Raw genomic sequence first — 14094 nt, 5'->3', positions numbered from 1 at the left:
CTAGCTTTTTAAATTGTAAAAATGTAACCTACTTAAATAAATAACCAAATATTTTCTTGAGATGTATTGACTTGATTAAAAAAAGTTTGCGGTGTATGCCCAGTAAGAAGTTTAAAATCTTTATTAAAATGAGCTTGATCATAAAAGCCATATTGAGCTAATTCCGTATAATTCTTACTTTCTTTGCGTTTTAGAATTGAATTTCTAAAACGTTGAATTTTTCTATACTCAGCAGGAGATTTCCCTAAATGTTTAACAAATAATCGATTCATATATTGTCTCGTAATATTATGTTTTTTAGCTATTTCTTCTATTTTGCTATCCGCATCTAGATCACCAACTATTTTTTCTATCAAATCAAGTTTTTTTTCATGTAAGAGAACTAATAAATACGATTCTAATGCATCAATTTGAGCTTCTATATTTAAATCAAATAGTTCATTCATTTTCTGATTAAAATCAGGAGAAAAGACAAAGTCTATATGCACTCTTTTTTCAAATAAGGATTGGGCATCTGTCATAAATTGATTAATTCCCAGAGGTTTAAAATAAATAGTTAATTCATCGATAAGGTCTTCATAGCAGATCTGCATAGGTTTGGTATAACGAGAGACTAAAGACGTCATGCTATTCAAACAATCATGAGCACGTAGCACAACTCCTTCTTCATTTTCTTGAACACTAAAGTTTCGATTAAAAGTAAGAATACAATAATTATTAGGATAGGTCCAATAGCGAATTGGTTTGGAAAGATTTTTATCCCTGTGAAGAAAATAATATCCTTCAATATACTTAGCTAGGGTTTGACTTTTAGGCTGGTAAAAATCTATTTTCATTGAATTAAGTGACGTTAGGTCTAGGTCATGCGAAGATAAATAAATACTCTTTTAAAGGAGTAGATTTGACAACAAATTATACCCATCCCATCTTTCCACTGCTCTATTAATAAATAAACACTAAAATAAATAGGCTGAAAACCCCTTATTTTAGTGTTTATTTATTTTCTTATTTAAAACTAAATTAACCTAGCATCTTCTTAAACCAATCTTTTGCTTTTTCATATTGTTCTACGAAGAAAGACTCATGGTCGTCTTTTCTTTTTTCTACTGTTGGCAAAATATGCTCATAATAGGTGCCTTGCAAGAATTTGCGCAATAGAGCTTCACCTACAATAGGTTGATCATCATTTAAAGCATGAGCTGCTTTGAGTAAGTGTCGAATATCATACTGCAAAGGAAATATATCAGGTACTTGTTTATTTAAATTAAGTAGTTGATACACCGCTTGTCTACCTGTACGCACCGAGCTTTCCATGGTAAATACAACGTCATTATGCGTCTCAACAAATTGCCCAATTAAGGCTAAGTTTAGACAGCCTTCGGGAACCACTTGCGGTCTGTCCCCTTGAGCACGCGGCATAAACATAGAGGTGATATAGGGCATATAAGCCGTTCGAACAATGGTATTTTCAACTACTTCATTGAGTGAATCAACAATACCTAAATGATAACATAATTCAGCTAAAATCTCATTTCCCGTACACGCAGGCATTGTCTTTTTGACATAATTTCCATCCTTGTCCATAAACAAAGCATACACCCAAAGCACCAAAATATCATCAGGTTGCGTAGGGAAGTGGGGCTGACGATTACAAGTAAAACTCATCAACCAGTTGGAATCCGTTATTGTAATAATACCACCCGTAACAGTTTTTCCAGAATACGGATCATTTACTGCATATTCCTTCAACTTATCAATGAGCGGAGAAGGTTTACAAGTTAAAGTTGCAGATTCCCAAGACGATTTTTCAATATTTGAACAGAATTTCTCTGGGCGTCCAAAAACAGGTGATTTTGCAGCTAAATTTTTCCACAAACTCCAACCTGGGCTTTTACCACTTGTTGTGTTATCCACTTGGGGGATAGGAACAGTAGTATTCGTTCCATAAGAGGTATCTTCTGTCATAGAGCCTGTTGTAATCACAACAAAATCTTGCTCCTTCATCTCGATACGCGTTTCTTGTCCGCCTTGATTGACAAGTAATCCTTTTACTATTTTTCCGTCTATCGTACTGTGTAAATCGACATCATGTACCAAGGTATCCAATCGGATTTGCACCCCTAATTCAGCAAGGTGATTTCGAAGCGGTACAACAAATGTGTCATATTGATTGTATCGAGGAAAGACAAGAGCGGATAAATCTTTTAGCCCGTCAATATCATGCAAGAAACGATGCATATACAATTTAAATTCTAGTAAACTATGCCAGTTTTCAAAGGCAAACATGGTTCTCCAAAACGTCCAGAAGTTGCTTTCCAAAAAAGAAGAATGAAAATATTGTTCTATTGTAATATCATCTAGTTCTTCTTTCCTTTTTAATAGCAATTTGATGAGAGCCATTTGATCTTTCTTGGAGAGTCCAAATTGGCTAAAATCTTTAATTTCTCCTAATTGATGAATGAATCTAGATTTAGAATAATTCGGATCATTGTCATTAATCAAACGATATTCATCTAATACACTATAAGGCTTAGGAAGCTCTAATGCAGGTATATCTTGAAAGATATCCCAAAGGTTTTCATAGGTCATGTCCATTTCTCTTCCTCCGCGGACGATATAACCTTCTTGCGCATTACCTGCACCATCTAAAGATCCACCATCAATGGGTAGTTGCTCTAAAAAGGTAATATTGGCTGCAGGAATACGACCATCGCGTATAAAGTAATAAGCAGCTGCCATTCCTGCGATTCCACTACCTACAATATAGACTTTGCTTTGAGAAAAATCTTTCGAAGGAATCCCCTTATTGCGTTGATAATTACCTGGTTCATCTGCAAAGGGCATCGAACGTTGAGCCGTATTAATAGGAGGTTCTGTATTGCCATTAGGGGCCTGATTTACATGCCCATACTTAGAGGAAGTCTCTAGTATCTTATCAAACTTCTGTGTATTTACTTTCATTTTTTGGTTTTATTATAAATATTTACTTAAAATTAATCAAATATTTTGTATTTAACTCCGCTTAAAATAAAATTAATACAAATAGTTCTTTAATTTAACAAATCAAAATATTCCCTATTTTTTGTACCTAAAATTCTTTTTTTTCTAAACTAAAATGAAATTGTACAAATGATTTTTTTCTTTTTTTGCAATGCTAGCTTGGATGTCGTCCTATGATCCATTCTAAAACTTCTTTTGAGGATTACTTCGTTTATAAATTGAGAGAAATCTGTTATATTTACTCAATAAACGAATCGCAGAAAAAGAGAAGATATGAACTTTTTTAAAAGACTAACGAATGAATTCATTGATATCATTGAATTCTTAGATCCGACGCAAAATACTATTGTACATCGTTTTGAGCGTTTTCAAAATGAAATCAAGAACAATGCGAAGCTCGTTGTTCGCGAAGGACAAATGGCAGTATTTATTAATGAAGGACAATTAGCCGATGTTTTTCGTCCAGGGACTTATACCTTGAATACACAAAACTTACCCATTTTAGCAACGCTAAAAGGGTGGAAATATGGTTTTAATAGTCCATTTAAAGCGGAAGTTTACTTTGTCAATACCAAAACATTTATTGATCAACGTTGGGGAACAAAAAATCCAATCATTCTAAATGACAATCGCTTTGGCATGATTGAGGTACGTGCTTTTGGTACGTATACCTTTAAAATTGCGGATGCAGGTCAATTTATTCGCGAGATTGTTGGAACAACAGGAACGTTTACAACGGAACACATAACCGATCAATTGAGAAGTGTTATTGTTACGCGCTTTACAGATTCTATTGGAGAAGCCAATCTTCCGATTGAAAATTATGCAGCAAATCTCAACGAGTTATCTACAGCGATTTTCTCTTATATGAAAGATGATTTTTATGTCTATGGAATGGACGTAACAAAATTCTTGATTGAGAATATATCGATGCCAGAAGAAGTGAAGAAGGAGATTTTTGAACTTAGTCGATTAAACCATGTCGATTTAAATAAATTAACTCAAATGAAAGCGGCTAAAGCAATGGAAGCTGCAGCGAATAACCCTTCAGGAGTAGCAGGAGCAGGAGTAGGGATGGGTGCTGGTTTTGCGATGGCTAATCAGTTTGGGCAAGCGATGGCACAAAGTCAGGCTGCTGCACAAGCACCTCAAGCCAGTACCCCTCCGCCAATACCTCAAGCAGCGCTTGTTCACTATTTTGTTGCCCTTAATGGTCAACAAACAGGGCCAATTGATTTAGAACAGTTAAAACAAATGGCCGTTCAAGGACAGGTAAACCGCGAAACTTTAGTTTGGAAAAATGGAATGAGTGCTTGGGATAAGGCTGGAAATCAAAGCGATTTGAATGTCTTATGGACACAAACACCACCACCTTTACCTCAGGTATAAACAGGATAAAGCTACTAGAGACTATTGAATCTAATCTCTAGTAGCTTCTTTCACAAATAGATGTACCAACTTTCATCTAGCAACAGGTCAAATCCGATGCGATAGCACCTGCACTAAATATTTTTTAATTCCTATTGTAGTGACATCAGAAGAAATAAAACGCAATACCGCTGAATCCACCTCTTGTGACACATGTGGTGCGCCTATGACGTATCAACCCAGTTCAAGTGCACTGGTATGTGAATATTGTGGCAGTAAAAAGAGTATCGAAAAAGGAAGCAATCTAATACAGGAACGTGATTTCTTAGGTTTTATGCAAAACTATGAGAAAGAGAACTTTACAATGACTAAAGTTGTAGAATGCAACACCTGTCATGCGCAATCTACTGTAAACGAACAGGTCAAATCCATGCGTTGCCCTTACTGTTCGACTCCGTTCGTAGAGCGAAACATACACGAAGAACGCTATATTCAACCCGAGTATATTGCTCCTTTTGTCGTTGATAAAAGTCAGGTTGCAGGATTGTTACAAGGTTGGATTAAAGGGCTTTGGTTTGCTCCAAACAAAATACAACGAGGTTTATTTGCCGCTGAGCATTTAAGTGGGGTCTATGTTCCTTTCTGGACCTACGATATGCAAACCTATACGCAGTATAAAGGCGAGCGTGGAGATGCCTATTATGTAACTGTGGGTAGTGGAGAAAATAAAAGAAGAGAACGCCGTATTTCGTGGACCAATGTAAGAGGGACAGTCACGCATTTTTACGATGACATCCTCATTTCTGGAAATAAAACCCTCAAATCGGATTTATTGCAATCTTTATCTTCTAGTTGGAATCCTAAAGCCATACAGCCGATTAAAGCCGATTACCTCAAAGGATTTATTACAGAGAAGTACCAAATCGATATCAAAGAAGCCTATGATGTGGCGAAGCGTATCGTGTCTGAACAAGAGAGAGAACGCGTGCGCAGGCATATTGGCGGAGATCAACAACGCATCCATCAAGTAAACACCGATTTATCACAAATTACATTTAAACATATTCTTTTACCTCTATACGTCAGTTCGTTTTCCTATAAAAACAAACAATACACCTATTATGTCAATGGAGTAACAGGTAAAATCACAGGTGAACAACCCTATAGTGCTTGGAAAATTGGATGCGCTACTGTGCTTGCTATTATTCTTATTGTTCTATTTGTTATCCTTATTTCTAAAAACTAGATAGGCGAACCGGATAAAGAAAGTGCTATAGTATAGTTATACAGCAAACGAGTAAGAATCACATCAAATTGTACAACAACTCATCGAGGAGTAGGTTGTACAATTTTTTTATTTAAATAAAGGTAAAACTAGAATCTTATCTTTACTAGATATAATATATTTGCAATCCAACAGAGGTAGAGCAAAATGTCCATAAAAAAAAACAAAATGTACCGCAGAACTCGTTATTTGCTGTACAAAGAAACACTAGTTGATTTTAAAGAACACTTTTGGGCTTTTATAGGCTCATTTATTGGTTTAGGTACCATTTGTTATCTTCATTTTGAAGCTTTTTCACAATACGATCTGACGCTTTTGATTGGGTCTTTTGGGGCGAGTTGTGTCTTGATTTATGGTGCAATTGGAAGTCCTTTAGCACAACCCAAAAACTTATTCTTAGGTCATATTATTTCAGCCCTGATTGGGGTGACCATTTATAAACTACTAGGCCATTATATTTGGGTAGCAGCTCCTTTAGCTGTTTCCTTATCCATTATTGGCATGCAGATGGCCAAGGCGCTTCATCCCCCTGGAGGTGCAACCGCTTTGATTGCTGTTACTGGTGGGAGTAGTATTACCAACCTTGGATATGAATATGTAGTTTCGCCCGTGATTACAGGTGTGACTATTTTGTTCATTGCCGCGCTTATTTTCAACAATATTCCGCACAAACGACAATATCCCGTTCGATCATTTATCCTCCTACATAAAGTAAGAAGAAGAAAAAGACCTAAATAAACGCTATTTTGCAGCTAGATTAGCTTCTTTTTCGGCTAGATAAAAATCATACGTATAAACGTTATAAGGCAAGATGCGTTTTGCAAAATATTTAGCTGTAAAACTTCCCAATAACAAGGGAATGAACAGTTGATATCCATTCGGCACTAAGTTACAGACCAAAATCAAAGCCGTTAATGGTGCATAAATAGAAGCAGATAAGGTCGCTGCGGCACCTACTAGAGCGAAGTTAAGCGGGATAAGTGTTAGTCCGAATTGAGCATTGCAAATATGAGCAAATAAAACGCCTAAGAAAGCACCAGCTACAATACTAGGTGCAAATACTCCACCATCTCCACCTGCCCCTAAAGTTAAAGCAGCAGCTAAAGGTTTCAGTAGCATTAAAAAGGCTAAGCTATATAAGGTTATAACATGCGTTGGATTGAGAATCTCTTTTAATCCGTGATAACTATCTCCATACAACACTGGAAATAGAAAAATAAAAATCCCTACAGAAATAGCTCCCAGATTAACACGTAAGAAATTGTTATTAATATTTCCAAATAACTTTTTCATGCGAGTAACCAATAAGGTAAAGTAAACGGATAAAAGTCCGCACAATACACTCAGCACTAAAAACAAAGGAATTGCATATTCATTCCAAGTAGTTATTTGAAAGGGCAATAGAGGTTCGTAGTTAAAGTATAAGATGAAGGCCAAAGACAACAAGGCAGAAGTACCACAACTGATGAATAACGTTTTACTGGTCTTTCTTGCAATCACTTCTAAAGCAAAGAGTAAACCCGCCAAAGGGCTACCAAACAATAAAGCAACACCCGCTGTAACTCCAGCACAAATTAATTCTTTTTTATATTTATTTGCCGAGAAATGCTTCGTGTGAATCCTATTTCCTACCGTTGCGGTGGCAACGACAGAAGATACTTCTATACCTGTAGATCCTCCAGTAGATACCGTTAAAAAGCCATTAATTAAGTGAGAAGGTATTTTAAATAGAGGGAGGTGATCTTTGCGTTGGTCTAATGTTTTGTATATTTCAGTAATTCCCTTATTCTTACGCCCTTTAAATACTAGTTTTCGCAAAAAGTAAATCGCAGTTATTCCAAGGGTAGGAAGGAGAATAAACAGCAATTTTTGTGTTTCAGATACGGTTTCAAAAATGAGGTGTTCTGCCTTTTCCGTTAGTTGTTGGGTAATAAAAACTAAAATTAAACTGCTTATACTTACAAGAGCAGAAGCTAGGATTAATTTAAATACATGCTGATTGGCAATTTGCTTTCTTTTCATCTATACTGAATATAATGGTAGTTTAGTTTTACCTGTCTATCCTCACTACAAGAACGGCAGCAGTAGGTCTACATCTCTTTTCCTACGAAATCGTTGCAAAAGTATAAAAAACACAAAAAAATGACCGTTAATTTGCTGTCTTTTTTTGAATCACCCGTTTGTGAATGAAACATCTAGTAAAGAGTTACCTCATCTTGAACGTAAAGTACCTGCCTCATTTTTTGATTTGAATTTATTTTCAAAAATCATAAAGAGAGGTAAAAAAACTTTACTTTTATCAACCTAGCACTAGATTTAAAGTTATTTGTTATGCGTTGGAATATCGGTTTTTTACTTTTTCTACTTTTATTCGTTGTTATTGGTTACTTTTTTGTTATTGGTAGCAGTGATTTTGAGCTTGATAGAATGCAACATCAAGACTGCGTATTTGAATCAAAAGGAGAAGAACTCTCGGCTACTTTATTTATACCTGAGCATGGTATCAGCAAGCAGACTCCTGTAGTGCTACTGATTCATGGGGATGGTCCTCAAGATCGAACCTCAAATAAAGGATATCTACCCCTCATTAACTATCTTGTAGAAGAAGGAATTGCTGTATTTTCTTGGGATAAAAAAGGAGTAGGAGCGAGTAAGGGGAATTGGCTTAATCAATCCATTGAAGATCGAGCAATTGAAGCAAAAGATGCCTTTGACTTTTTGTCTAGCAATGTTGGTTTTGCTCCTGATAAAATGGGGTATTTAGGTTTCTCACAAGCTGGATGGGTGATTCCTAAAGCAAGCACCCTAACGAATCCAGCTTTTTCAATTATTATTGGAGGTGCAGTAAACTGGTTAGATCAAGGCGATTATTTTACCAAAATACGCCTAGAAAAAGAAGGATATTCTCAAGACCTCATCGCTAACAAACTTGATTCCATAAGAAAAAACGACAGCGCCTTATTTAGCAATTTTACTGCACATACTATTGAACAATCGGGTATAGAAAAAGATCGTTTTTTATTTGTTGCTCGAAATTTAAAAGCAGATGCAACAGAGGATCTTCTTACCATGAAAGGCCCCTTATTGGCCTTATGGGGAGAAGAAGATCTCAATGTTCCAGCGGAAGACAATGCTCAAAAATACCGTGAAATAACAAAAGGACGAAAAAATTATAGTTCAACAATAAAAGTATACCCCCAAAGTACACATGGTTTGCTCAAGGCTGCTTATTTTAACTATCAATTGACTTCACAGTGGCCAGCATGGAAAAAGGGATTATTTATCTGTATGGGACGCAAAGCCTATACAGCAGAAGCCCTTTCTGATTTATCAGATTTTATAATCCAATCGACAGAAGAAAGGTAAAAATCTCCAGTATCAACCAGCAGATAAATTTCAAGTCAGCGAATTAGGAAATCATCTTATCTCTTTTGTCGCATTTCAAGGGGGCGTACTCCTGTATATTCCTGAAAAGCATTGCTAAATGATCCTAGTGTTACATATCCTACCGTATTGGCAATTTCACTAATAGAATGTTCTGTTTTTACCAACAATTCAATGGCTTTTACGATACGTACTGTTTTTAAATACTGCAAGAACGAAATCTGAAGTTCTGCTTGAAATAAGCGAGAAACTGAACGTTCACTAAGATTAAATTTATCACTAATCGCTGCTAAGGTTAATTGCTTGCCAAAGTGTACGTCCAAGTAATCTGTTATTTTAATGATACGAGGATGATCGCTAGATGGCAGCTGTAACTGCATATTCTTATTTATAGAAGAGGGAAGTATATTTTTTAATGCTTGTAAGAACTCAAAGTTTGGTGTTTGAGGGTTTACCATCTGATTGTGCCAACACTCCGTATAGGCAATCATTTCCACGACCAAATCAGAAGCTGCGTAGATGCCAAGTTCAGCGTAAAAAGGATGCTTGGCATCATCCTGGGTATAAAAATAGAGCGAACGCAATACAGTAGCTGAGTGACTCAGTTTGAGTATATGGGGAACTCCCTTCGGTATCCAGAAGAAATATTTAGCCGGAACCACATAGGTAATATTATCTACAGTAACATATGTAATTCCTCCCTCTACATAGGTTAATTGTCCCTTTTGATGTTGGTGTAGGGGATAGCGTTTATCTGATTTTTCATGTGTTACAAATACACCATCTTGGACCGTATCTATAAAATCTAAGGAATCAATGATTCTCATGGGTTCTTTTACTTATTTTGAAGTACAAAAGTAGCAATGATTTTTGTCTGGTTTCAATAAAAGGTTGACTATTTTCGAAGTACAAGATATAGTGTACTCCCTTTATTTTTGCGCCGTTTAAAAATCGTATATGAATCTCGGAAGTCAATTTCTATTTCCTGTGTTTGCCTGTAGTACTTTGATAGGCTATGGTCAAATCACTACCCCGTCAATGGTTCAAAAAGACACCATCAATCTAACTTTATCTGACGTTTGGCAACAAACGGACGTCCAAAGTAAGCAAGCCTTACTCCACAACAAAGCACAGCAGATCAGCAGAGAAAACACAAAAGATGCTGAAATGGGAAGATACCCTGTATTTAATGGTATAGCAAGAGTAGAAAAGGCCAGTAACATTCCCGTGTATTCGGATGGCATATTCAACAAGCCTGAACAGCATGAGGTTATTCATACGCTTTATCATACAGGAGTTTCGATGTATCTCAACCTCTACAGTGGAAACCGTCAGAATTTAGAAATAGCAACCCGCAAAACCCAAGAGCAAAAAACAGCCGTTATGGCCGAATTATCTCAGTCAGAAGTTCGCCTAGAGACTGCGAAACATTATTTGACACTAGCTAAAGTCTTGCGTTTTAAAACTGTTATTCAGCACGATATTGCTGATCAACAAGAGCAATTAGCCGAAGTAAAAAAGCGCTATGCACATGGCGTTATCCTTAAAAGTGATGTACTACGCGCTACGATGGAAGTATCTAAGCGCGAAATGACATTGGTACAGATAGAAAATGACATTCTAATTGAAAATCAAAAATTAGTGCTACTCCTAGGACGCAAGGATACAGACTTTATCAAACCAGTAGCCTGCTCAACAGCAATTTTGCCTTTAGAATCCTATGAAGAGGCGCTAGAGATTGCCTTTGTACATGCTCATAAACAAGTATTGTCAACCACAGATTTAGCCCTTAGTGCAATTGAGCAAAAGAAAGTAAAAGCGCAAAATAAACCCAGTATAGGACTAATAGGGAATTTTACCATGGCCAATCCGCAAATCTTTTTATACCCTTATAACCCCAGTTGGTATAGTTTAGGAACCCTTGGCGTACAAGTATCCATTCCTATTTCCGCTCTGTATCACAATACGCATAAAGTACGCAGTCGTGCTTTAGAACACGAAAAAGAAGAAATACAACATCACTATGTACAAGATCAGATAAAACAAGAGGTACAAGAAGCCTATTTGCGCTATACTGAATCTTTAGTACAAATAGAAGTTTGTACAAAGAACAGTACCCAAGCAGCGGAGAATGCCCGTATCATGAAACAGACCTACTTCAATAAGTTGGCTTTACTTACTGATTTATTAGATGCGAATTTACAGCATTTGCAAACACAATTTGAATTAGAAGCGGCTAAGTTAGATAGCCTTTACCACTATTATACACTTCAACAAGTCAAAGGATTATTATAATGGATACTAAGAGACGTATTAGAATTACAGACCGCTTTATTACGCGTGTAACCCGTTACATCGCATTAGTTGTTTTATTTTTTAGTTGTATCTGGGGGCTTCACACCCTTTGGATTTATTGGAAATACGAGCAGACCAATGATGCACAAGTACAAGAGTATATTAACCCTGTTATTGCAAGAGTAGGAGGTTACCTAACGGAGGTTCGCTTTGAGGAAAATGAGTTAGTTGCTCAAGGAGATACCTTACTCATCATAGATAACAGAGAGTATATTTATGCACAGGCAGAAACTACGGCTGATATAGCGAAACAATATGCACAATTGAAAGAGTTAGAAGCTCGTCAATCTACTTTGTCGCTCACTGCCGCTGCCGCTCAAAGTCAAATCCAAGGACGAGCGTCTAAATACAATCAACAGCAATTAGATTACAATCGATATTATGAACTCTATCAAGCGGACGCAGCTACTGCTCAACAGCTAGAAGAAAAACGAGCACAACTCGATCTTGATCGCAGTGCTTGGCAAAGTAGTGTAGAACATGCACAAGCAGCTAAATCTAGCATAGCTGACATCGAAGCACAGAAGAAAGTATTAGAACAAGAAATTGCTCGATTGGAGCAACTTCAAAACTACAAAGACCTCACAGTGGGTTATACTGTCATTACCGCTCCTTATCGCGGTAGAATGGGCAAGCGAAGTATAGACTTAGGACAGATGATTTCACCAGGTCAAGTGTTAACCTATATGGTCAATGATGAAACACCTAAATGGATTGTAGCCAACTTTAAGGAAACACAGATTAGAAACATCCATTTAGGTGATGAAGCAATCCTTGCAGTAGATGCTTATCCAGATACTCAATTTACAGGAAAAGTAATCTCAATTGCACCGGCTACTGGATCGAGCTTCTCTTTATTACCACCCGATAATGCTACAGGGAACTTCGTTAAGATTGTACAACGAATCCCTGTGCGTATCGAGATTACAGCCCCTCGTGATTCAGCAGAATTGCTCAAAGCGGGGATGAATGTTCAGGTGCTGATTTCAAAAAAACAAGTCCATGCAAAATAGCGAACCAACAGCATTATTCGTTGATTGGGTCCCAGAATGGGCCGTACGCGTCATCCTTTTTGTACTTTTGATGCCGAGTATTGTGCTCTTTTTTCTACCTGCTGCCAATGCTACTGCAGCAGCAGGTTATTTTGGATGTGATCCTCGAGATATCCAATTTTCAGTTTCCTTACTGTATGCAGGTTTCGTCTCTTTTTATAGTCTAGAGCGACGTTTTTTTATCTATCTCGCAACGAAAGAATACTTCATTATTTTTACTGTTTTACAACTCTTAGGTTGCCTTGTATTGTATCATGTGCAAGCGTGGTGTATTGTATTTCCTATTCGTTTTTTACAAGGAATGTTGTTTGCGAGTACGGTAAATCTGTGTATCTCAACGCTGTATATACGACTAGAAAGCTCAAAAGCTAGGGAAATATCTTTCTCTTGTTTTTACGGTATTTTAATCTGTGCAACCCCATTTAATCAGCTTATTACCTCCGATTTACTTGATCAGTACGACTATGCTTTTTTATATCAAGCCGCTGCCTTTTCTTTTATTCCAGGTTTAATTTTGATTATGCTTACCATGCATCACGTACGACTGAATCGCAAGTTGCCTTTGTATAGTTTGGACTGGGAGAGCTTTGTCCTTTATGCAGTTGCAATTGTTCTCTTTGGGTATATTGCAATTTATGGACAACAGTACTATTGGTTTGAGGATGAAACAATTCGTTGGGTAGGATTGGGGATACTACTCGCGCTAACAATTTTTGTCCTTCGCCAGAAACACTTAAAAAGACCTTACATCAATTGGGAGGTATGGAACTATAGAAACTTTAAGATTGGACTGTTTTTGCTCTTTATCTTATACATCTGTCGTTTTGCATCAGGTATAACCAATACGCACTTTATTAACTCCCTTCATTTAGATCCTCGACATTTGTCTTATCTCAATGTCTACAACCTAATTGGACTAGTAGGAGGTGTCGTAGTTGCCTGTATTTGGTTATTAAAACGATGGCCTATGCGCTTAATTTGGAGTTTGGGTTTCCTTTTTCTATTTGTTTACCACCTGGGGATGTACTGGCTGTTTGTTCCCACAGCGAATACAAATTCCTACTACGTTCTATTGTTTTGTCAAGGATTTGGAGTGGGACTATTGATGGTGCCTACGATTATTTATTGTATTGCATCTGTGCCTGTAGAATTAGGAGCTTCAGCCGCAGCTATTTGTTTAGCTATCCGCTATCTGGGTTATACGACGAGTATTGCCTTAATGAATTACTATTCCCTCTATAGTAGCAATCTTCATCAGAGCCGTTTTGCGGATTATTTAAATTATGCTAATCCATGGCTACAACAAAAATTAACGCAAGGCACGAGCAAATTAGAGGGGAGGGGACTCCTACATACACCCGCAGAGCAAGCCAGTACAAAGCTCTTGTTTACTGACTTAAACAAGCAAATCGAATTGAGGTATGCGATGGATTATTATGAACTTATGTGCTGGATGTTATTCATTATCATCCTATTAGTTATTTTTACTCCCTATTTAAGCAAAACCTGGGTGTATCTAAAGTCTAAAACTGTCTCTCCTTTCTAATCTAATTGGATCAAAATTGAGGGAAATACAAGTTCCTAAAGGATCAACAACTGTTCCTACAAGTATTAATCTAAGCAATGATGATCAACACCTCTAGGAGCGGT

At 36.9% G+C, this 14094-nt stretch carries 11 protein-coding genes; 7 read left to right on the top strand and 4 right to left on the bottom strand.

The features are described 5' to 3' along the window. Positions 1-32 precede the first annotated feature (32 nt). Entirely contained in the window at positions 33-836 is an 804-nt protein-coding gene (locus AWV75_RS11390) for a helix-turn-helix domain-containing protein (RefSeq protein WP_060874487.1), read from the bottom strand. A gap of 184 nt (positions 837-1020) precedes the next feature. After that, positions 1021-2961, bottom strand: coding sequence for an oleate hydratase (locus tag AWV75_RS11385; RefSeq protein ID WP_060874486.1), 1941 nt, complete (start codon positions 2959-2961; stop codon positions 1021-1023). A 312-nt stretch (positions 2962-3273) separates the two neighbouring features. Here AWV75_RS11385 and AWV75_RS11380 point away from each other — a divergent pair, with 312 nt between their 5' ends. The 3 genes from AWV75_RS11380 to AWV75_RS11370 all read left to right on the top strand — a co-directional run bounded on the left by AWV75_RS11380 (position 3274) and on the right by AWV75_RS11370 (position 6391). Then, positions 3274-4389 (top strand): SPFH domain-containing protein, encoded by a 1116-nt coding sequence (locus AWV75_RS11380; protein WP_060874485.1) that lies wholly within the window; start codon positions 3274-3276, stop codon positions 4387-4389. Positions 4390-4528: 139 nt separating this feature from the next. Further along, positions 4529-5614, top strand: coding sequence for a hypothetical protein (locus AWV75_RS11375; protein ID WP_231738095.1), 1086 nt, complete (start codon positions 4529-4531; stop codon positions 5612-5614). A gap of 207 nt (positions 5615-5821) precedes the next feature. Then, positions 5822-6391, top strand: a complete 570-nt coding sequence (locus tag AWV75_RS11370) for an HPP family protein (RefSeq protein WP_060874574.1) — start codon at positions 5822-5824, stop codon at positions 6389-6391. 3 nt (positions 6392-6394) lie between these two features. On the opposite strand, the gene AWV75_RS11365 is transcribed toward AWV75_RS11370, so the two are convergent. Further along, entirely contained in the window at positions 6395-7675 is a 1281-nt protein-coding gene (locus AWV75_RS11365) for a chloride channel protein (protein WP_060874483.1), read from the bottom strand. A gap of 309 nt (positions 7676-7984) precedes the next feature. Here AWV75_RS11365 and AWV75_RS11360 point away from each other — a divergent pair, with 309 nt between their 5' ends. After that, positions 7985-9019 carry an alpha/beta hydrolase family protein gene (locus AWV75_RS11360; RefSeq protein WP_060874482.1) on the top strand — a complete coding sequence of 345 codons (1035 nt, stop codon included), beginning with the start codon at positions 7985-7987 and terminating at the stop codon, positions 9017-9019. Between the two features lie 56 nt (positions 9020-9075). On the opposite strand, the gene AWV75_RS11355 is transcribed toward AWV75_RS11360, so the two are convergent. Continuing rightward, positions 9076-9864 carry a helix-turn-helix domain-containing protein gene (locus AWV75_RS11355; protein WP_060874481.1) on the bottom strand — a complete coding sequence of 263 codons (789 nt, stop codon included), beginning with the start codon at positions 9862-9864 and terminating at the stop codon, positions 9076-9078. A 130-nt stretch (positions 9865-9994) separates the two neighbouring features. Here AWV75_RS11355 and AWV75_RS11350 point away from each other — a divergent pair, with 130 nt between their 5' ends. Genes AWV75_RS11350 through AWV75_RS11340 form a run of 3 tightly spaced genes read left to right on the top strand, consistent with a single transcriptional unit; the run spans position 9995 to position 13990 of the window. Further along, entirely contained in the window at positions 9995-11332 is a 1338-nt protein-coding gene (locus AWV75_RS11350; protein ID WP_060874480.1) for a TolC family protein, read from the top strand. Then, positions 11332-12405, top strand: coding sequence for an HlyD family secretion protein (locus AWV75_RS11345; protein WP_060874479.1), 1074 nt, complete (start codon positions 11332-11334; stop codon positions 12403-12405). Before AWV75_RS11350 ends, AWV75_RS11345 begins: the two co-directional genes overlap by 1 nt. Next, a complete protein-coding gene (locus AWV75_RS11340; RefSeq protein WP_060874478.1) occupies positions 12395-13990 on the top strand; it encodes an MFS transporter in 1596 nt (531 codons plus the stop codon). Before AWV75_RS11345 ends, AWV75_RS11340 begins: the two co-directional genes overlap by 11 nt. Positions 13991-14094: the final 104 nt, after the last annotated feature.

Source organism: Myroides odoratus, from assembly GCF_001549985.1.
In the GTDB taxonomy this organism is placed as follows: domain Bacteria; phylum Bacteroidota; class Bacteroidia; order Flavobacteriales; family Flavobacteriaceae; genus Flavobacterium; species Flavobacterium odoratum_A.
The sequence above is the reverse complement of the archived record's forward strand: the minus strand, read 5'-3'. Positions and strand labels throughout refer to the sequence as shown.

Coding starts and splice junctions, on each gene's coding strand:
- AWV75_RS11365 (WP_060874483.1), bottom strand. CDS start 7,675: ATGAAAAGAAAGCAAATTGCCAATCAGCATGTATTTAAATTAATCCTA.
- AWV75_RS11390 (WP_060874487.1), bottom strand. CDS start 836: ATGAAAATAGATTTTTACCAGCCTAAAAGTCAAACCCTAGCTAAGTAT.
- AWV75_RS11350 (WP_060874480.1), top strand. CDS start 9,995: ATGAATCTCGGAAGTCAATTTCTATTTCCTGTGTTTGCCTGTAGTACT.
- AWV75_RS11355 (WP_060874481.1), bottom strand. CDS start 9,864: ATGAGAATCATTGATTCCTTAGATTTTATAGATACGGTCCAAGATGGT.
- AWV75_RS11345 (WP_060874479.1), top strand. CDS start 11,332: ATGGATACTAAGAGACGTATTAGAATTACAGACCGCTTTATTACGCGT.
- AWV75_RS11360 (WP_060874482.1), top strand. CDS start 7,985: ATGCGTTGGAATATCGGTTTTTTACTTTTTCTACTTTTATTCGTTGTT.
- AWV75_RS11380 (WP_060874485.1), top strand. CDS start 3,274: ATGAACTTTTTTAAAAGACTAACGAATGAATTCATTGATATCATTGAA.
- AWV75_RS11370 (WP_060874574.1), top strand. CDS start 5,822: ATGTACCGCAGAACTCGTTATTTGCTGTACAAAGAAACACTAGTTGAT.
- AWV75_RS11340 (WP_060874478.1), top strand. CDS start 12,395: ATGCAAAATAGCGAACCAACAGCATTATTCGTTGATTGGGTCCCAGAA.
- AWV75_RS11385 (WP_060874486.1), bottom strand. CDS start 2,961: ATGAAAGTAAATACACAGAAGTTTGATAAGATACTAGAGACTTCCTCT.